The 17,177-nt window shown below is 68.6% G+C and carries 16 protein-coding genes and 1 pseudogene; 5 read left to right on the top strand and 12 right to left on the bottom strand.

The window, feature by feature from the left end; all coding sequences use genetic code 11:
• Positions 1-6: 6 nt before the first annotated feature.
• Positions 7-3,150 carry an efflux RND transporter permease subunit gene (locus PKO50_RS28435; RefSeq protein WP_275627897.1) on the top strand — a complete coding sequence of 1,048 codons (3,144 nt, stop codon included), beginning with the start codon at positions 7-9 and terminating at the stop codon, positions 3,148-3,150.
• Between the two features lies 1 nt (position 3,151).
• Positions 3,152-4,599, top strand: a pseudogene (locus PKO50_RS28430) (AdeC/AdeK/OprM family multidrug efflux complex outer membrane factor).
• A gap of 198 nt (positions 4,600-4,797) precedes the next feature.
• Here PKO50_RS28430 and PKO50_RS28425 read toward each other — a convergent pair.
• From PKO50_RS28425 to ubiE, 12 genes are all read right to left on the bottom strand, one after another.
• Positions 4,798-5,226, bottom strand: coding sequence for a UPF0158 family protein (locus PKO50_RS28425; protein WP_275627896.1), 429 nt, complete (start codon positions 5,224-5,226; stop codon positions 4,798-4,800).
• 70 nt (positions 5,227-5,296) lie between these two features.
• Positions 5,297-6,871: a methyl-accepting chemotaxis protein gene (locus PKO50_RS28420; protein ID WP_275627895.1), complete on the bottom strand. Its 1,575-nt coding sequence runs from the start codon at positions 6,869-6,871 to the stop codon at positions 5,297-5,299.
• 221 nt (positions 6,872-7,092) lie between these two features.
• Positions 7,093-9,006, bottom strand: a complete 1,914-nt coding sequence (locus tag PKO50_RS28415; RefSeq protein ID WP_275627894.1) for a methyl-accepting chemotaxis protein — start codon at positions 9,004-9,006, stop codon at positions 7,093-7,095.
• A gap of 158 nt (positions 9,007-9,164) precedes the next feature.
• Positions 9,165-9,872, bottom strand: a complete 708-nt coding sequence (locus PKO50_RS28410) for a 16S rRNA (uracil(1498)-N(3))-methyltransferase (protein WP_275627893.1) — start codon at positions 9,870-9,872, stop codon at positions 9,165-9,167.
• Positions 9,869-10,669 carry a twin-arginine translocase subunit TatC gene (gene tatC / locus PKO50_RS28405; protein ID WP_074984215.1) on the bottom strand — a complete coding sequence of 267 codons (801 nt, stop codon included), beginning with the start codon at positions 10,667-10,669 and terminating at the stop codon, positions 9,869-9,871. The genes PKO50_RS28410 and tatC overlap by 4 nt, the downstream gene beginning before the upstream one ends.
• A complete protein-coding gene (gene tatB / locus PKO50_RS28400) occupies positions 10,666-11,139 on the bottom strand; it encodes a Sec-independent protein translocase protein TatB (protein ID WP_275627892.1) in 474 nt (157 codons plus the stop codon). The genes tatC and tatB overlap by 4 nt, the downstream gene beginning before the upstream one ends.
• A 14-nt stretch (positions 11,140-11,153) precedes the next feature.
• Positions 11,154-11,396, bottom strand: coding sequence for a twin-arginine translocase TatA/TatE family subunit (locus PKO50_RS28395; RefSeq protein WP_089392879.1), 243 nt, complete (start codon positions 11,394-11,396; stop codon positions 11,154-11,156).
• 25 nt (positions 11,397-11,421) lie between these two features.
• Positions 11,422-11,760 (bottom strand): phosphoribosyl-ATP diphosphatase, encoded by a 339-nt coding sequence (locus PKO50_RS28390; protein ID WP_009615404.1) that lies wholly within the window; start codon positions 11,758-11,760, stop codon positions 11,422-11,424.
• Positions 11,753-12,157 (bottom strand): phosphoribosyl-AMP cyclohydrolase, encoded by a 405-nt coding sequence (gene hisI / locus PKO50_RS28385; RefSeq protein WP_058487683.1) that lies wholly within the window; start codon positions 12,155-12,157, stop codon positions 11,753-11,755. Before hisI ends, PKO50_RS28390 begins: the two co-directional genes overlap by 8 nt.
• 82 nt (positions 12,158-12,239) lie before the next feature.
• Positions 12,240-13,838 (bottom strand): ubiquinone biosynthesis regulatory protein kinase UbiB, encoded by a 1,599-nt coding sequence (ubiB, locus tag PKO50_RS28380; protein ID WP_275627891.1) that lies wholly within the window; start codon positions 13,836-13,838, stop codon positions 12,240-12,242.
• The gene (locus PKO50_RS28375) at positions 13,835-14,458 is read right to left on the bottom strand and encodes an SCP2 sterol-binding domain-containing protein (RefSeq protein ID WP_275627890.1); all 624 of its coding nucleotides are present in this window, start codon (positions 14,456-14,458) and stop codon (positions 13,835-13,837) included. The genes ubiB and PKO50_RS28375 overlap by 4 nt, the downstream gene beginning before the upstream one ends.
• 1 nt (position 14,459) lies before the next feature.
• Positions 14,460-15,242 (bottom strand): bifunctional demethylmenaquinone methyltransferase/2-methoxy-6-polyprenyl-1,4-benzoquinol methylase UbiE, encoded by a 783-nt coding sequence (gene ubiE, locus PKO50_RS28370; protein ID WP_109933643.1) that lies wholly within the window; start codon positions 15,240-15,242, stop codon positions 14,460-14,462.
• Between the two features lie 130 nt (positions 15,243-15,372).
• Between ubiE and PKO50_RS28365 the strand changes: the two genes are divergently transcribed.
• The 3 genes from PKO50_RS28365 to PKO50_RS28355 all read left to right on the top strand — a co-directional run bounded on the left by PKO50_RS28365 (position 15,373) and on the right by PKO50_RS28355 (position 17,156).
• Complete coding sequence (locus PKO50_RS28365) at positions 15,373-15,648, top strand: polyhydroxyalkanoic acid system family protein (protein WP_089392884.1); 276 nt, start codon at positions 15,373-15,375, stop codon at positions 15,646-15,648.
• Between the two features lie 187 nt (positions 15,649-15,835).
• A complete protein-coding gene (locus PKO50_RS28360) occupies positions 15,836-16,258 on the top strand; it encodes a phasin family protein (RefSeq protein WP_089392885.1) in 423 nt (140 codons plus the stop codon).
• 10 nt (positions 16,259-16,268) lie between these two features.
• Positions 16,269-17,156 carry a phasin family protein gene (locus PKO50_RS28355; protein ID WP_275627889.1) on the top strand — a complete coding sequence of 296 codons (888 nt, stop codon included), beginning with the start codon at positions 16,269-16,271 and terminating at the stop codon, positions 17,154-17,156.
• Positions 17,157-17,177: the final 21 nt, after the last annotated feature.

Genomic DNA, 17,177 nt, shown 5'->3' with positions numbered 1-17,177 from the left:
TTCGCAATGTCGAAGTTTTTCATTGACCGGCCTATCTTCGCCTGGGTTATAGCCCTGGTGATCATGCTGGCGGGCGGGTTGTCGATCCTCTCGCTGCCGGTGAACCAGTACCCGGCCATCGCCCCGCCGGCGATCGCCATCCAGGTGAGCTACCCGGGTGCCTCCGCGGAAACCGTGCAGGACACGGTGGTCCAGGTGATCGAGCAGCAGATGAACGGTCTCGACCATCTGCGCTACATCTCCTCGGAGAGCAACTCCGACGGCAGCATGACCATCACCGTGACCTTCGATCAGGGCACCAGCCCGGACATCGCCCAGGTCCAGGTGCAGAACAAGCTGCAGCTGGCCACGCCGCTGCTGCCGCAGGAAGTGCAGCAGCAGGGCATCCGCGTGACCAAGGCGGTGAAGAACTTCCTGATGGTCGTCGGCATCGTCTCCGAAGACGGCAGCATGACCAAGGAAGACCTGTCGAACTACATCGTCTCCAACATCCAGGACCCGCTGTCGCGGACCGCGGGCGTGGGCGACTTCCAGGTGTTCGGTTCGCAGTACGCCATGCGCATCTGGCTGGACCCGGCCAAGCTCAACAGCTACCAGCTGACGCCCAACGACATCGTCACCGCGGTGCAGGCGCAGAACGTGCAGATCTCCTCCGGCCAGCTGGGCGGCCTGCCCGCCTTGCCGGGACAGCAGCTCAACGCGACCATCATCGGCAAGACCCGCCTGCAGACCGCCGAGCAGTTCGGCGACATCCTGCTCAAGGTCAACACCGACGGCTCCCAGGTGCGCCTGAAGGACGTCGCCCGGGTGGCTCTCGGCGGCCAGGACTACAGCATCAACGCGCAGTTCAACGGCAAGCCGGCCTCGGGCATCGCCATCAAGCTGGCCACCGGCGCCAACGCGCTGGACACCGCCAAGGCGATCCGCGCCACCATCGGCCGTTTGCAGGACTTCATGCCCGAGGGCATGAAGGTGGTCTACCCGTACGACACCACCCCGGTGGTCTCCGCTTCCATCCATGAAGTGGTCAAGACCCTGGGCGAGGCGATCCTCCTCGTGTTCCTGGTGATGTACCTGTTCCTGCAGAACTTCCGCGCCACCCTGATCCCGACCATCGCCGTGCCGGTGGTGCTGCTGGGTACCTTCGGCGTGCTGGCGGCGTTCGGCTTCTCGATCAACACCCTGACCATGTTCGGCATGGTATTGGCCATCGGCCTGCTGGTGGACGACGCCATCGTGGTGGTGGAGAACGTCGAACGGGTGATGGCCGAGGAAGGCCTGCCGCCCAAGGAGGCGGCGCGCAAGTCCATGGGGCAGATCCAGGGCGCGCTGGTGGGCATCGCCATGGTGCTCTCCGCGGTGTTCCTGCCGATGGCCTTCTTCGGCGGCTCCACCGGGGTGATCTACCGGCAGTTCTCCATCACCATCGTCTCGGCCATGGCCCTGTCGGTGCTGGTGGCGCTGATCCTCACCCCGGCGCTGTGCGCCACCATGCTCAAGCCCATCCAGAAGGGCGACCATGGCGAGCACAAGCGCGGCTTCTTCGGCTGGTTCAACCGCAAGTTCATCGACACCACCCACGGCTACGAGCGCGGCGTCACCTCGATCCTCAAGCACCGCTCGCCGTACCTGCTGCTGTACGTGGTGATCGTCATCGGCATGGCCTGGCTGTTCACCCGCATCCCCACCGCCTTCCTCCCCGACGAGGACCAGGGCGTGCTCTTCGCCCAGGTGCAGACGCCGCCGGGCTCCTCCGCCGAGCGTACGCAGAAGGTGGTCGACCACATGCGCGAGTACCTGCTGGACAAGGAAGGCCAGGCGGTCAACTCGGTGTTCACCGTCACCGGCTTCAACTTCGCCGGCCGCGGCCAGAGCTCGGGCATGGCCTTCATCATGATGAAGCCCTGGGAAGAGCGCCCGGGCTCGGAGAACAGCGTGTTCGCCGTGGCCGATCGCGCCCAGCACTACTTCTTCAGCATCAAGGACGCGATGGTCTTCGCCTTCGCCCCGCCGGCGGTGCTGGAGCTGGGCAACGCCGTGGGCTTCGACATCTACCTGCAGGACCAGGCCGGCGTCGGCCACGAGGCGCTGATGCAGGCGCGCAACAAGTTCCTCCAGCTCGCCTCGCAGAACCCCGTGCTGCAGCGCGTGCGCCCCAACGGCCTGAACGACGAGCCGCAGTACCAGCTGCTGATCGACGACGAGAAGGCCAGCGCGCTGGGCGTTTCGCTGGCGGACATCAACAGCACCATTTCCATCGCCTGGGGTTCGAAGTACATCAACGACTTCATCGACCGTGGCCGGGTGAAGAAGGTGTATGCCCAGGGTGAGCCCGGTGCGCGCATGAGCCCGGAAGACCTGGCCAAGTGGTACGTACGCAACGCCAGTGGCGAGATGGTGCCCTTCACCGCCTTCGCCACCGGCAAGTGGACCTACGGCTCGCCGAAGCTGGCGCGCTACAACGGCGTGCCGGCCATGGAAATCCTCGGTGAGCCGGCCCCCGGCCGCAGTACCGGCGAGGCCATGGCGGCGGTGGAAGAGATCGTCCAGCAACTGCCCAAGGGCATCGGCTACTCCTGGACCGGCCTGTCCTACGAGGAGCGCCTGGCCGGCTCGCAGACCACCTCGCTGTTCGTGCTCTCGGCCATCGTGGTGTTCCTCTGCCTGGCGGCGCTGTACGAGAGCTGGTCGATCCCGTTCTCGGTGATGCTGGTGGTGCCCCTGGGGATCATCGGCGCGCTGCTGGCCACCTCGATGCGCGGGCTATCCAACGACGTGTTCTTCAAGGTCGGCCTGCTCACCACCATCGGCCTGTCGGCGAAGAACGCCATCCTCATCGTGGAGTTCGCCAAGGAACTGCACGAGCGCGAGGGCAAGCACATCGTCGACGCGGCCATCGAGGCCTGCCGCATGCGTCTGCGCCCGATCGTCATGACCTCGCTGGCGTTCATCCTCGGCGTGGTGCCGCTGGCGATCTCCAGCGGCGCCGGCTCCGGCAGCCAGCACGCCATCGGTACCGGGGTGATCGGCGGCATGGTCACCGCGACCGTGCTGGCGATCTTCTGGGTGCCGTTGTTCTACGTGGTGGTCAGTACCCTGTTCAAGGACAAGGCGTCCAAGCAACAGGCGACCACCGAGAAGGGGCATTGATATGAGAAAGTCCTTACTCACCCTGGCCCTGGCGGCAGCCGCGCTGTCCGGCTGCTCGCTGATCCCGGACTACCAGCGCCCCGAGGCGCCGGTAGCCCAGGCCTACCCCAGGGCCCGGCCTATGCCGGCGCCCAGGGCGGCGGCGCGAGCGTTGCCGCCGACCTCGACTGGCAGAGCTTCTTCAGCGACCCGCAGCTGCGTCGCCTGGTCGAAGTGGCCCTGGACAACAACCGCGACCTGCGCGTCGCCGCGCTGAACGTCGAGGCCTACCAGGCGCAGTACCGCATCCAGCGCGCCGAGCTGTTCCCGGCGGTGAGCGCTGACGTGAGCGGCTCGCGCCAGCGCCTGCCGGAGCGGGTGTCGACCACCGGCAACGACATGATCAGCAGCCAGTACGGTGCCACCCTGGGCGTCACCGCCTGGGAAGTCGACCTCTTCGGCCGCCTGCGCAGCCTGCGCGACCAGGCCCTGGAGCAGTACCTGGCCACCGAGGAAGCGCGCCGCAGCACCCAGACCGCGCTGGTGGCCAACGTCGCCAACGCCTACCTGACGCTGCGCGCCGACCAGGCCCAGCTGCAGCTGACCCGCGACACCCTGGCCACCTACCAGAAGACCTACGACCTGACCAAGCGCAGCAACGAGGTCGGCGTGGCTTCGGCCCTGGACCTGCGCCAGGCACAGACCTCGGTGGAAAGCGCGCGGGCGACCCTGGCGCAGTACACCCGCCTGGTGGCCCAGGACCAGAACGCCCTGACCCTGCTGCTGGGCAGCGGCGTGCCGGCCGACCTGCCGCAGGGCATGGACCTGGAGCAGCAGGTGCTGGCCCAGGTGCCGGCCGGGCTGCCCTCGGACCTGTTGCAGCGGCGCCCGGACGTGCTCGAGGCCGAGCACCAGCTCAAGGCGGCCAACGCCAACATAGGCGCGGCGCGCGCCGCGTTCTTCCCGAGCATCAGCCTGACCGCCAACGCCGGCAGCCTGAGCCCGGATCTGTCCGGCCTGTTCGACGCGGGTTCCGGCACCTGGCTGTTCAAGCCGTCCATCAGCCTGCCGATCTTCAACGCCGGCAGCCTGAAGGCCAGCCTGGACCTGGCCAAGGTGCAGAAGAACATCTACGTCGCGCAGTACGAGAAGGCCATCCAGACCGCCTTCTCGGAAGTCGCCGACGGCCTGGCCGCACGGGGCACCTACGGCGACCAGCTGACCGCCCAGCGGGCCCTGGTCAAGGCCAGCGAGGACTACTACCGCCTGGCCGAGAAGCGCTACCGCACCGGTGTGGACAACTACCTGACCCTGCTCGACGCCCAGCGCTCGCTGTTCAGCGCCCAGCAGCAGCTGATCACCGACCGCCTGAACCAGCTCACCAGCGAGGTGAACCTGTACAAGGCGCTCGGCGGCGGCTGGCAGGAAAGCACCGCGCAGCAACAGTCGAAGCCGCAGCCCAAGGGCTGAGGCCACGGCCAAACGAAAACGCCGCCCCTCGGGGTGGCGTTTTCGTTTTTGTAGGCGCGGGCAGGGGAATGGCGTAGGGCGAATAACCGTTCGCGGTTATCCGCCGATACACCGGCGCCACAGCCAATGCCAAGGTCAACCCCGGAGCCGCCGGGGATCACGGCCAAGCGGCGGATAACGCCGTAGGCGTTATGCGCCCTACAACGCGGCGCCTTGGCCCGCCGGGCGGATGTCGTGGTCGGCGAGCCAGTCCAGGGCGCATTCGCGCAGGCGCTCGGCCTGGTAGTCGTACCAGGCCTGGAGCAGGTCCGGGTAGCCCATGAGCACGTGGCGGAAGGCCTTGAACGGCTTGCGCCCTTCCAGGGCCGAGGCCATGGCGGCGTAGGCGTGGGGTTCGCCGACCTCGCGGAGGAAGTCGCGCATCAGTTCCAGGGATTCGCGGCTGCTCAGCGGCTCGATCGGCAGCAGGCGCTCCGGGTCCTGCTCCAGCAGGAGCAGCAGGTCCGGGTCGGGAGCGTCGGTCAGCAGCGGCACCACCTGGCCGCTGCCCAGGTCCAGGTAGTGCTCGATGTCGCTGGTGTCGAGGGCGACGGCGAGTTCGTCGAGGTCGATGGTCAGCGGGCGCATGGTCACTCTCCGGTTGGGCGAGAGCCCCCAGCCTATCCCATGCGCCGCCTGCTTGTCCGCTGCAATCCTGTTACAGGCGGAAGCGCCCGACCTGGCCCTGCAGGTCGCCGCCCAGGCGCGCCAGCTCGTTGCTGGAGGTGGCGGTCTGCTGGCTGGCGGCGGCCGACTGCTCGGCGATGTCGCGGACCTGGCCGACGCTGCGGCTGATCTCGGCGGCGACGCTGCTCTGCTGTTCGGCGGCGGAGGCGATCTGCAGGTTCATGTCCTGGATCTGCGCCACGCTGCGGGCGATGGCCGACAGCGCGTCGCCGGCGCGGCGCGTCAGCTCGACGGAGTCGCCGGTGAGCTGGCGGCTGTCGTCCATGCACTGCGCGGCGTCCTCGGCGCCGCGCTGCAGGGCGGCGATCAGCGCCTCGATCTCGGCGGTGGACTGCTGGGTGCGCTGGGCCAGGGCGCGCACCTCGTCGGCGACCACGGCGAAGCCACGCCCGGCCTCGCCGGCGCGGGCCGCCTCGATGGCGGCGTTGAGGGCCAGCAGGTTGGTCTGCTCGGCCACCGACTTGATCACGTCGAGCACGCTGCCGATCTTCCCGCTGTCGCCGCGCAGGCGCGCCATGGCCTGGGTGGAGCGCTCCACCTCGGCGGCCAGTTGGTCGATGCGGGCGATGGCCTGGCCGACCACCTGCTCGCCGTCGCGGGCCTGGGCATCGGCCTGGCGGGCGGCGCCGGAGGCCTGCTCGGCGTTGCGCGCGACCTCCTGCACGGTGGCGGCCATTTCCTCGATGGCGCTGGCCACCTGCTCGGTTTCCAGGCGCTGGCTGTCGACGCCGGCGCGGGTCTGTTCGGTGACTGCCGACAGTTGGTCGGCGGCGCTGGCCAGTTGGCCGACGCTGCCGCCGATGTGGCCGATCAGCTCGCCCAAGCTGTCGCGCATGCGCAGCATGGTGCGCTGCAACTGGCCCAGTTCGTCGCGGCGCTGCAGGTGCAGGTCGCCGACCAGGTCGCGGGACAGGTCGCCCTGGGCGATGTGCTCGGCCAGTTCGAGGGATTCGTGCAGCGGGCGGACGATCTGGCGGTTGATCGCCCACACCGAGAGGGCGCCGAAGAACAGCGCGAACAGGGCGGTCAGCGCCTGGCGCCATTGCGCCTGGCCGGCCGCGGCGTCGCGTTGGCGCAGGCCCTCGTCGAACAGGGCGCCGCTGGCGCGGAACAGGGCTTCGGCACGGCTGTCGAGGGCGGGGTTGGCCTGCCCGCGCTGCTGCGGGTCGGCGCGCAGCAGGTCGTCGGCGGCCTGGGCATAGGCGGCGAGGGCCTGGCGCAGGTCGTCGAGGCGGGGCCCGGCGAAGCCGTCGCGGGCCAGGCGCTCGCTGCCGGCCTGCAGCTCGCCCAGCACCGTGCGCAGGCGCTGGGCCTGTTCCGCGCTGCCGTCCAGTTGGTAGCGCAGGCGCGCCAGTTCCGCCTGGCGGGCGCCACCGTCGAGCTGGCCGATGTGGGTCAGGCGTTCGCTGTGGGCGCCCTGTTCGTTCAGGCCCTCGATGCCACCGAGCAGCACCAGCAGGGTCAGCAGCAGGCAGATGCCGAAGCCCACGGTGAGCTTGAGGCTGACGTTCATGCGGCCGAGCTGAAGGACCAGCCAATCGTACATGTCGAATACTCCAGGCAGACGAGGCCGCGGGACGGGCCCGAAGCCGGAAATGCAGGCTGTTTTGTCGTTCTTCTTGTCGTGCAGGCGAGGGACTTTTTCGGGACGCATCTGTGTGCGTCACAGCTTATCGGCGATTTTGTCTGAAACTTCAGTGCCAGATTCGTAATTTTTCGTACGTCGGCAAAGGCCCGCCAGGACGGCGGGCCGGAGGGGGAGAGGACTCAGAGGCGGAAGCGCCCGACCAGGCCCTGCAGCTCGTTGCCCAGGCGCGCCAGCTCGACGCTGGAGGCGGCGGTCTCCTCGCTGGCGGCGGCGGTCTGCTCGGAGATGTCGCGCACGCTGAGCACGCTGCGGTTGATCTCCTCGGCCACCGCGCTCTGTTGCTCGGCGGCGGCGGCGATCTGCTGGTTCATCGACTGGATGCCGGAGACGGTGCGGGTGATCGCCTCCAGCCGCTCGCCGGCGCGGCGCGCCAGGTCCAGGGTGTTGTCGGTGAGCGCGCGGCTGCTTTCCATGCGCTGCACGGCCTGCTGGGTGCCGCTGTGCAGGCCGGCGATCAGTTCCTCGATCTCCTCGGTGGACTGCTGGGTGCGCCGGGCCAGGGCGCGAACCTCGTCGGCCACCACGGCGAAGCCGCGCCCGGCGTCGCCGGCGCGGGCCGCCTCGATGGCGGCGTTGAGCGCCAGCAGGTTGGTCTGCTCGGCCACCGCCTTGATCACGTCGAGCACGCTGCCGATCTTCTCGCTCTCGCGCTTGAGCTGCTGCACCGCCTCGTTGGAACGGCCGACCTCGCCGGCCAGGCGGTCCATCTGCCCGACCGCCTCGCTGACCGCCTGGGCGCCGGCGCCGGCCTCGCGGTCCGCGGCGCTGGCGGCCTCCGAGGCTTCCTCGGCATTGCGCGCCACTTCCAGCACGGTGGTGGCCATCTCGGTCATCGCCGTGGCCACCTGGTCGGTCTCGCTCTTCTGGTTGTTCACCCCGGCGCTGGTCTGCTCGGTGACCGCCGAGAGCTGTTCGGCGGCGCTGGCGATCTGGGTGACGCCGTCGTGGATGCGGCCGATCAGCTCGCGCAGCGACTGGCTCATGCGCTGCATGCTGGCCTGCAGCTGGCCCAGCTCGTCGCGGCGCTCGATGCGCAGCTCCTGGCTGAGGTCGCCGTCGGCGATGCGCGCGGCGGCGGCCAGCGACTGGCGCAGCGGCAGGACGATCTGCCGGGTGATCAGCCAGGCCGCCAGCACGCCCAGCACCAGGACGATGAGCGAGGCCAGGGCCAGCAGTTGCTTGGCGTGGCTGGCGTCCTCATCGCGCTTGGCGGTCTGCTCGTCGCTCAGCTCGACGCTGAGTTTCTCGATCAGCAGGCCGCTGTCGCGCATCTGGTTGCGCGCCTGCTGGCTGCCGTTGACTTCGTTGCGGTAGCGGTCCAGCGCCTTGCGGTAGTCGTGCAGGGCGTTCACCACGGCCTGGTAGTTGGCCTGCTGCTCGGGCACGGCGGCCTGGGCGCGCTGTTCCACGGTGGCGGTGACCTGCTCCAGGGCGCTGATCGCGCCCTGTTCGAGGCTGGGGTCCTCGTTGGCGGTGTAGCTCAGCACCTGGAAGCGGGCGTCCATCACCTGGCGACCCAGCTCGGAGACGTCGGCGAGGGCCTTGAGGGACTCGACGCTGCCGGTCTCCACCAGGTGCTGCTCCACCAGCTCCAGCCCCTGGGTGACCACCGAGGCCTTGCGGATCAGCGTCTTGCGCGCGCTGTCGCGGCTGTCGAAGGACTTCTGCAGGCTCTTGAACAGGGTGCGGTACTGCTTGGTGAGCTGGCGTTGCTGTTCGACCTTCTCCAGGTCGACGGCGTCGTCGAGCAACTGGCCGACGCGCTGCTGCTGGCGGTCCAGCTGGTCGATGCTCTGCTCCACCAGCTTGGCATCATCCGCCGCGCGGCTGGCCTGGTACTTCAGGCGCGCGGTGCGCAGGTCCTTGGTCAGGCCCAGCAGGTTGGAGATCTCGCCCAGCTTGTCGCCGCGGGAGATCAGGCTGTTCAGGTTGAGCGCCCCGGTCAGGGCGATGAGCAGGGTGAGCAGCAGCACCAGGCCGAAGCCGATGGCGAGTTTCCAGTTGACCGTGAGATTGCTGAACCAGCGGGACATGAACGCGGCGCTCCAGGGGACTGTGGGGCAGCGGCCGCCGCGTGGTGCGGCTGCCGATCGACCAATGCCTGACATATCGGCGGGGCGACACGAATCTGAAATTTCTTTAGTAAATTTCTGACAGACGATCCCCGTTGGGGCTGTCGCGGGCCTTCAGGTCAGAACAGCCGGGCCAGCAGGGCGGTGACCGCGGTTTCCACGCGCAGGATGCGCTCGCCAAGCTGCACCGGGGCCAGGCCGGACTCGCGCAGTTTCTCGACCTCGTAGGGAATCCAGCCGCCCTCGGGGCCGATGGCCAGGGTCACGGCCTGCTCGACCGCCCGCGGGCAGTCCGGCCAGGGCCCGGGATGGCCGACCAGGCCCAGGCTGCCGGCGGCCAGGGCCGGCAGGCGGTCCTCGACGAAGGGTTTGAAGCGCTTCTCGATGATCACCTCGGGCAGCACGGTGTCGCGGGCCTGCTCCAGGCCGAGGACGAGCTGCTCGCGGATGGCCGCCGGCTCCAGGAAGGGCGTCTGCCAGAAGCTCTTCTCCACCCGGTAGCTGTTCAGCAGCACCAGGCGCGGCACGCCCATGGCGGCCACGGTCTGCAGCACGCGGCGCAGCATCTTCGGCCGCGGCAGGGCCAGCAGCAGGGTCAGCGGCAGCTTGGCCGGCGGCGCCTGGGTGAAGCTCACCTGCAGCTCGGCCTCGTCGCGCGAAAGGTTCAGCAGGCGGCCTTCGCCCATCAGCCCGCCCAGGCGGCCGACGCGCAGGCTGTCGCCGCTCTCGGCGCGGTGCACTTCATGCAGGTGGGTGAGGCGGCGGTCGCGCAGCAACACGCGGTCCGCCGCGACGAAGTCGGCGTCGTCCAGCAGCAGCAGGTTCACGGGCGCGTTGCCGGCGGCTGGTCGCCTTTCTCTTCGGGCTGCGCATCCTCGTCGCGGTTGCGCTTGCGGATCAGCCGGCTGAACAGCACCCCGGCCTCGAACAGCATCCACATGGGCACGGCGAGCAGGGTCTGCGACATCGGGTCCGGCGGGGTGAGGACCATGCCGACCACGAAGCAGCCGATGATGACGTAGGGGCGGATCTTCTTCAGGTAGGCCACGTCGACCACCCCGATCCACACCAGCAGCACCGTGGCCACGGGGATCTCGAAGGCCACGCCGAAGGCGAACAGCAGGGTGAGGAAGTCCAGGTAGCTGTTGATGTCGGTCATCGGCGTCACACCTTCCGGGGCCTGGCCGAGGAAGAAGTGGAACATCAACGGGAACACCAGGAAGTAGGCGAAGGCCATGCCGGTGTAGAACAGCACCACGCTGGAGGCCAGCAGCGGCAGGGCCACGCGCTTCTCGTGCTTGTACAGGCCGGGGGCGATGAAGCCCCAGATCTGCGCCAGGATCACCGGCATGGCCAGCAGCACGGCGACGATCATGGTCAGCTTCAGCGGCGCGAGGAACGCCGAGGCCGGGTCGATGGCGATCATGGTCGCGCCTTCCGGGAGGAAGCGGCGCAGCGGCGCGGAGGCCAGGGCGTAGATCTTCTGCGAGAAGTACAGCAGGCCGATGAAGATCACGAAGATCGCCACCACGCAGCGCAGCAGGCGCGTGCGCAGCTCGGTCAGGTGCGAGACCAGGGGCATTTCCTGGTCGTTTTCGGGCTGTTCGGGTTTTTCGTCGCTCATGGGGTACGCGGCGTCTCGGACGGAGGAGGCGTCTGGGCGGCGGCAGGCGCGGCCGGGGCCTCGGGAGCGGCAGGCGCGGCGTCGGCGGCGGGCGCCTCGGGCGCGGCCGGGATGCCGACGCCGGGCATGTTGGCCAGGCGGCTGTTCGGCGCGATGGTGGGCGGCGCCGGCGCTGCCGTGGGCTCGGCCTGCGCAGCGGTTTCGGCCGGCGGCTGCTGGCCGGTGAGCGGCGCCATCAGCTTCTGCGCTTCACGCTCCATCTGCAGGATGTGCTCGTTGTGCAGCTGCCGGCGGATTTCGTCGGCACCCAGTTCACGCTCCACTTCCTGCTTGATCGCGTTGAAGCTGCGTTTCAGCCGGCCTATCCACAGGCCCGCGGTGCGCGCGGCACCGGGCAGGCGCTCGGGGCCGAGCACCAGCAGGGCGACCAGGCCCACCAGCAGCAGTTCGCTGAAGCTGATTCCGAACATGGCGTTCTATCCCATCAGTCCTTGCGCTGCGGCTCTTCGACCTTCTGCGCCTGGGCGTCGATGGTGTGGGGCTGGTTCAGCGGCGGGTTGGCCGGCGGCTGCTGGGGCTTGTCTTCCTCTTCGGTGTTCATCGCCTTGCGGAAGCCCTTGACCGCCTCGCCGACGTCCGAGCCCAGGGTCTTCAGGCGCTTGGTGCCGAATACCAGCACCACCACGATCAGGATGACGACCCAGTGTTTCCAGTCAAAGATGCCCATCTTGTTCTCCTCGAAGTAATCGGGTTCAGGCCGACGGCTGGCGCGCAGCTTTCTCGTCGTGGCCGGAGAGGCCGAAACGGCGCTCCAGCTCGTCCAGCACCGCCTGGGGATGCTGGCCGAGGGCGGCGAGCATGACCAGGGAATGGAACCAGAGGTCGGCGGTTTCGTAGATCAGGTCCGTGCAGTCGCCGCTCTGCGCGGCGTCCTTGGCGGCGAGGATGGTTTCCACCGATTCTTCGCCGACCTTTTCCAGGATCTTGTTCAGTCCCTTGTGGTACAGGCTGGCCACGTAGGAGCTTTCGGGGGCTGCATTCTTGCGCCCCTCCAGCACCTCGGCCAGGCGCGCGAGGGTGTTGTCACTCATGGCTGTGCCCCGGCTTGTCGTAGATGGCGTGCGGGTCCTTGAGCACCGGGTCGACGACCTTCCAGCCGCCGTCCTGGTAGACCCGGTAGAAGCAGCTTTCGCGGCCGGTGTGGCAGGCGATGCCGCCGACCTGCTCGACCATCAGGATGACGACGTCGGCGTCGCAGTCCAGGCGCAGTTCGTGCAGCTTCTGCACGTGGCCGGATTCCTCGCCCTTGCGCCAGAGCTTGCCGCGCGAGCGCGACCAGTAGATGGCGCGGCCCTCGGCGGCGGTCAGGGCCAGGGATTCGCGGTTCATCCAGGCCATCATCAGCACGCGGCCCGTCTTGTGGTCCTGGGCGATCGCCGGCACCAGGCCGTCGGCGTTCCAGTGAATTTCGTCCAGCCAGTCTTTCATCTTCGCTTCCGTACAGCGGGCGTTCTCGCGCCCCGCGGCAGTTTCGGTGATTCCCAAGTGTGCCAGCAGTGGCGACGACTGGCTATCGGCGCAGGATCAGATACAGACCACCGGCCAGCATGGCCCAGGCCGGCCAGGCCTCGATACTGTGGGTGGCCAGGCCGATCTGGGTGGCGCCGGCCACCAGCACTGCGCCGATAAGCCGCGGCACCCAGGCGCCGGCCAGGGGCTGCGCGCCGGCCGCTTGCGGCTCCTGCGGCTGCGCCAGGCGCTCCAGGGTGTCGCGGGTCATCTGCGCCAGGTGCGGCAACTGTTCGATGTGCTGCTGGGCGTTGCGCAGCAGCTGGGCGGGGCTGACGCGCTCGCGCATCCAGCGCTCGAGGAAGGGCTGGGCGGTGGTCCACAGGTCCAGCTCGGGGTAGAGCTGGCGGCCCAGGCCCTCGATGTTCAGCAGGGTCTTCTGCAGCAGCACCAGCTGCGGCTGCACTTCCATGTTGAAGCGCCGAGCGGTCTGGAACAGGCGCAGCAGCACCTGGCCGAAGGAGATGTCCTTGAGCGGCTTCTCGAAGATCGGCTCGCACACCGTGCGGATGGCCGCCTCGAAGTCGTTGACGCGGGTTTCCGCCGGCACCCAGCCGGAGTCGATGTGCAACTGGGCGACCTTGCGGTAGTCGCGCTTGAAGAAGGCGATCAGGTTGCGCGCCAGGTAGTCCTGGTCCTCGTCGGTGAGGCTGCCGACGATGCCGCAGTCCACCGCGATGTACTGCGGGCTCCAGGGTGTGCGGGTGCTGACGAAGATGTTGCCCGGGTGCATGTCGGCGTGGAAGAAGCTGTCGCGGAACACCTGGGTGAAGAAGATCTCCACGCCGCGCTCGGCCAGGGCCTTGAAGTCGGTGCGCTGGTCGCGCAGGGTGTCCAGGTCGGTGACCGGGATGCCGTAGATGCGCTCCATCACCAGCACCTTGGGCCGGCACCAGTCCCAGTACACCTGGGGCACGTAGAGCAGCGGCGAGCCGTCGAAGTTGCGCCGCAGCTGGCTGGAGTTGGAGGCCTCGCGCAGCAGGTCGAGTTCGTCGTAGATGGTCTTCTCGTAGTCGCTGACCACCTCCACCGGGTGCAGGCGGCGGGCGTCGCTGGACATGCGCTCGGCCAGGCGGGCGAGGATGAACAGCCAGGCGATGTCGGCGCGGATCACCGGCTTCAGGCCCGGGCGGATCACCTTGACCACCACTTCCTCGCCGCTCTTGAGCTGCGCGGCGTGCACCTGGGCCACCGAGGCCGAGGCCAGCGGTTCGCGCTCGAAGCGGGCGAAGACCTGCTCGACCCTGGCCCCCAACTGTTCCTCGATCAGCGCCACCGAGGCTTCCGGCGGGAACGGCGGAACCTTGTCCTGCAGGCGCGCCAGCTCGTTGGCGATGTCGTCGGGCAGCAGGTCGCGGCGGGTCGAGAGGATCTGCCCGAACTTGATGAAGATCGGCCCCAGGCCCTCCAGGGCCAGGCGGATGCGCTCGCCGCGGGACAGCTCCAGCTTGCGCCGCGGCAGCCAGCGCCAGGGCAGCAGGCCGCCGAGCAGGCGCAGGTACCAGGGCAGCATCGGCAGTTCGAGGATGAGGTCGTCGAGGCGGTAGCGGATCACCACGCTCTGGATGCGCAGCAGGCGGCGGAAGGCGAGCAGCTTCATGCGTCGGGTTTCGGCTTCTTGGACAGGCGCGCCAGGCGCGCGTCGAGGCGGTCGAGGGCGATCTTCAGCTGGTCGAGTTCGGCGAAGCGGGCTTCGGCCTCGTTGCGCCCGACCAGGGTGCGGCTTTCCTCGGCGAGGTAGTCGGCCAGGCTCAGGCGCAGGCTTTCCAGGCTGTCGCCGGCCCAGCGCGCGCCGCCGCGCAGGCGGCTGCCGAGCAGTTGCGCGGGCAGCGGGCCGAGCCAGCGCTGCACTTCGTATTCCCAGTCCAGCTCCAGGCTTTGCAGGATGTCGGCCAGCTCCAGCAGCAGGGCGCTGTCGCCGCCCATCTCCACTTCCGGGCTGTGCAGCACGCTGGTCTTGTCGGCGGCCAGGGCCAGCTGCAGCAGGCGCCCGGCCGGGGCGCGCAGGGTGCAATCCACCGCGGCCTCGTGGCGCGCGGCCAGGTGCAGGCCGTCGGCGTCGGGCAGGATGAACAGGCGCAGCACGGGGGCCTGGCAGTCCACTTCAAGGACCCGCCCGGCCAGCCGGGCGAGGCGCTGCAGGGCCACGCCGTCCAGGCGCAGCACGCGGTTCACGCCGGCTTCGGCGCTGGCCAGCAGCGCCTGGGTCAGGAGCGCCATCTCAGGGCTTGATGCCGCGGTGCAGGGCGACCACGCCGCCGGTCATGTTGTGGTAGGTGACGCGGTCGAAGCCGGCCTCGACCATCATCGACTTCAGGGTTTCCTGGTCCGGGTGCATGCGGATCGACTCGGCCAGGTAGCGGTAGCTGTCGGCGTCGTTGGTGACCAGCTTGCCCATCAGCGGCAGCAGGGTGAAGGAGTAGGCGTCGTAGGCCTTGGACAGCAGGCTGCTGGTGGGCTTGGAGAACTCCAGCACCAGCAGGCGCCCGCCCGGCTTGAGCACCCGCAGCATGGAGCGGATGGCGGCGTCCTTGTGGGTGACGTTGCGCAGGCCGAAGGCGATGCTCACGCAGTCGAAGTGGTTGTCCGGGAAGGGCAGCTTCTCGGCGTCGGCCTGGACGAACCTGACGTTGCCGGCCACGCCGCTGTCCAGCAGCTTGTCGCGGCCGACCTTGAGCATGGAGGCGTTGATGTCCGCCAGCACCACCTCGCCGGTGGGGCCGACCAGGCGCGAGAACTGGCGGGTCAGGTCGCCCGTGCCGCCGGCGATGTCGAGCACGCGGTTGCCGCTGCGCACGCCGGACAGCTCGATGGTGAAGCGCTTCCACAGCCGGTGGACGCCGCCGGACATCAGGTCGTTCATCAGGTCGTACTTGGCGGCGACCGAGTGGAACACCTCGGCGACCTTCTCGGCCTTCTCGCTCTCGCGCACGGTCTTGTAGCCGAAGTGCGTGGTGGGGTCGGCGGGGCCTTGGTCCCCGGCGGGTTTGCGCGGCTCGCTCATGGCGTTTCTACCCTGGAAGTCAGTGGCGGCCATTCTAACAGGATGTGGGGAAAACGCCGCCCCGTGGCGCGGGGTGCGGCGAAACGTCGTGCGGCGTATCATCCACCGGTCTGTCATACCGGAGCCACCCATGTCCCGCATCCACGTCGAACGCCCCCATTCCCTCGGCCGCGAAGCCGCCCGCGAGAAGGCCCAGAAGCTGGCCGAGAAGCTGGCCCGCGAGCACGGCGTGAGCTACGAGTGGCAGGGCGACACGCTGACCTTCAGGCGCAGCGGCGTGGACGGACGCATCGAGGTGGGCGACGACCGCGTGGCGGTGGAGGTCAAGCTGGGCCTGCTGCTGTCGGCCATGGGCGGGATGCTCAAGGGCGAGATCGAACGCGCGCTGGACAAGGCGTTGGCCTGATTCCAGAGGGCTACAGGCGGCAGGCTACAGGCTACAGGCGAAGCACCTCCGCTCTTGCCTGCAGCTTGAAGCCTGCCGCCTGCCGCCTCCCTGGTATGTGTTTTCTAATTTTCCCCGATACCTTGCACTCAAGCTCGCAACGCTGCGGGCCTCTACGGACCCCCGAGAACAGTGTGAGGAAACCATCATGGCCAAGGTCGCCAGCAAGAAGAAAGTCGAGAAAGCCGTCAGCGAGTCGTCCCTGATCACCGACGTCAAGCATTACGCCCGCCAGATCTGGCTGGCCGGCCTGGGCGCCTATGCGCGCGTCGGCGCCGAAGGCACCGGGTACTTCAAGTCGCTGGTGAAGGAAGGCGAAGGCCTGGAAACCAAGGGCCGCCAGCTGGTGACCGAGCAGGTCGAGTCGGCCAACGACAGCGTCAAGAGCAGCGTGTCGCTGGTGAAGGACAAGTTCGAGGTGCAACTGGACAAGGTCGAGAAGGCTTTCGACAGCCGCGTGGCCTCCGCGCTGAACCGCATGGGCATTCCGTCGCGGCAGGATGTCGAGGCGCTCTCTGCTAAGCTTGACGAGCTGAGCGCGGTGCTCGAGCGTGTCGCGAAAACTCATTGAGGAGAGCGGGATGGCTGGCAAGAAAACTACCGATAAAAAAGAGTCCGGGTGGGTCGGCGAGATCGAGAAGTACTCGCGGCAAATCTGGTTGGCTGGTCTGGGGGCCTACTCGAAGGTCAGCAAGGACGGCAGCAAGCTGTTCGAGACCCTGGTCAAGGATGGCGAGAAGGCCGAGAAGCAGGCCCGGACCGAAGTCGACAAGTCCGTCGGCGCGGTGAAGTCCACCGCCCGTTCGGCGCGTTCCAAGGTCGACGAGGTGAAGGACCGCGCCCTGGGCAAGTGGGGTGAGCTGGAAGAGGCGTTCGACAAGCGCCTGAACAGCGCCATCTCGCGCCTGGGCGTGCCGAGCCGCAACGAGGTGAAGGACCTGCATGCGAAGGTCGAGACCCTGACCAGGCAGATCGAGAAACTCACCGGCGTCAGCGTCAAGTCGGTGGCCAAGCCCGCCGCCAAGGCCGCTGCGAAACCTGCGGCCAAGGCTGCAGCGAAGCCCGCAGCCAAGCCGGCCGCCAAGACCGCGGCGGCCAAGCCTGCTGCCAAGGCTGCTGCGAAACCGGCTGCGAAGCCGGCGGCCAAACCGGCCGCGGCCAAGGCAGCGGCGAAGCCTGCAGCCAAGCCGGCCGCCAAGCCTGCTGCTGCGAAGGCCGCGGCGAAACCGGCTGCCGCCAAGCCTGCGGCGAAACCGGCTGCTGCGAAACCCGCTGCCAAGCCGGCCGCTGCCAAGCCTGCTGCGGTGAAGAAGCCGGCGGCGAAGAAGCCCGCCGCGCCGAAGGTGGCCAAGCCGGCAGCACCGGCCACGCCGGCCGCGGCTCCGGCTCCGGCGGCCACTCCGGCGCCGGCTGCGGCAGCTCCGGCTGCTCCGGTAGCGGCTCCGGCCACGCCGCCGACCCAGGCCTGACGCGTTACCCGTGGTACCCGA

This window comes from Pseudomonas sp. 273, from assembly GCF_029201425.1.
In the GTDB taxonomy this organism is placed as follows: domain Bacteria; phylum Pseudomonadota; class Gammaproteobacteria; order Pseudomonadales; family Pseudomonadaceae; genus Pseudomonas; species Pseudomonas delhiensis.
The sequence above is the reverse complement of the archived record's forward strand: the minus strand, read 5'-3'. Positions and strand labels throughout refer to the sequence as shown.

Coding starts and splice junctions, on each gene's coding strand:
- PKO50_RS28435 (WP_275627897.1), top strand. CDS start 7: ATGTCGAAGTTTTTCATTGACCGGCCTATCTTCGCCTGGGTTATAGCC.
- PKO50_RS28425 (WP_275627896.1), bottom strand. CDS start 5,226: ATGCGCCCGCTGACCATCGACCTCGACGAACTCGCCGTCGCCCTCGAC.
- PKO50_RS28420 (WP_275627895.1), bottom strand. CDS start 6,871: ATGTACGATTGGCTGGTCCTTCAGCTCGGCCGCATGAACGTCAGCCTC.
- PKO50_RS28415 (WP_275627894.1), bottom strand. CDS start 9,006: ATGTCCCGCTGGTTCAGCAATCTCACGGTCAACTGGAAACTCGCCATC.
- tatC (WP_074984215.1), bottom strand. CDS start 10,669: ATGAGCGACGAAAAACCCGAACAGCCCGAAAACGACCAGGAAATGCCC.
- tatB (WP_275627892.1), bottom strand. CDS start 11,139: ATGTTCGGAATCAGCTTCAGCGAACTGCTGCTGGTGGGCCTGGTCGCC.
- PKO50_RS28395 (WP_089392879.1), bottom strand. CDS start 11,396: ATGGGCATCTTTGACTGGAAACACTGGGTCGTCATCCTGATCGTGGTG.
- PKO50_RS28390 (WP_009615404.1), bottom strand. CDS start 11,760: ATGAGTGACAACACCCTCGCGCGCCTGGCCGAGGTGCTGGAGGGGCGC.
- hisI (WP_058487683.1), bottom strand. CDS start 12,157: ATGAAAGACTGGCTGGACGAAATTCACTGGAACGCCGACGGCCTGGTG.
- ubiB (WP_275627891.1), bottom strand. CDS start 13,838: ATGAAGCTGCTCGCCTTCCGCCGCCTGCTGCGCATCCAGAGCGTGGTG.
- PKO50_RS28375 (WP_275627890.1), bottom strand. CDS start 14,458: ATGGCGCTCCTGACCCAGGCGCTGCTGGCCAGCGCCGAAGCCGGCGTG.
- ubiE (WP_109933643.1), bottom strand. CDS start 15,242: ATGAGCGAGCCGCGCAAACCCGCCGGGGACCAAGGCCCCGCCGACCCC.
- PKO50_RS28365 (WP_089392884.1), top strand. CDS start 15,373: ATGTCCCGCATCCACGTCGAACGCCCCCATTCCCTCGGCCGCGAAGCC.
- PKO50_RS28360 (WP_089392885.1), top strand. CDS start 15,836: ATGGCCAAGGTCGCCAGCAAGAAGAAAGTCGAGAAAGCCGTCAGCGAG.
- PKO50_RS28355 (WP_275627889.1), top strand. CDS start 16,269: ATGGCTGGCAAGAAAACTACCGATAAAAAAGAGTCCGGGTGGGTCGGC.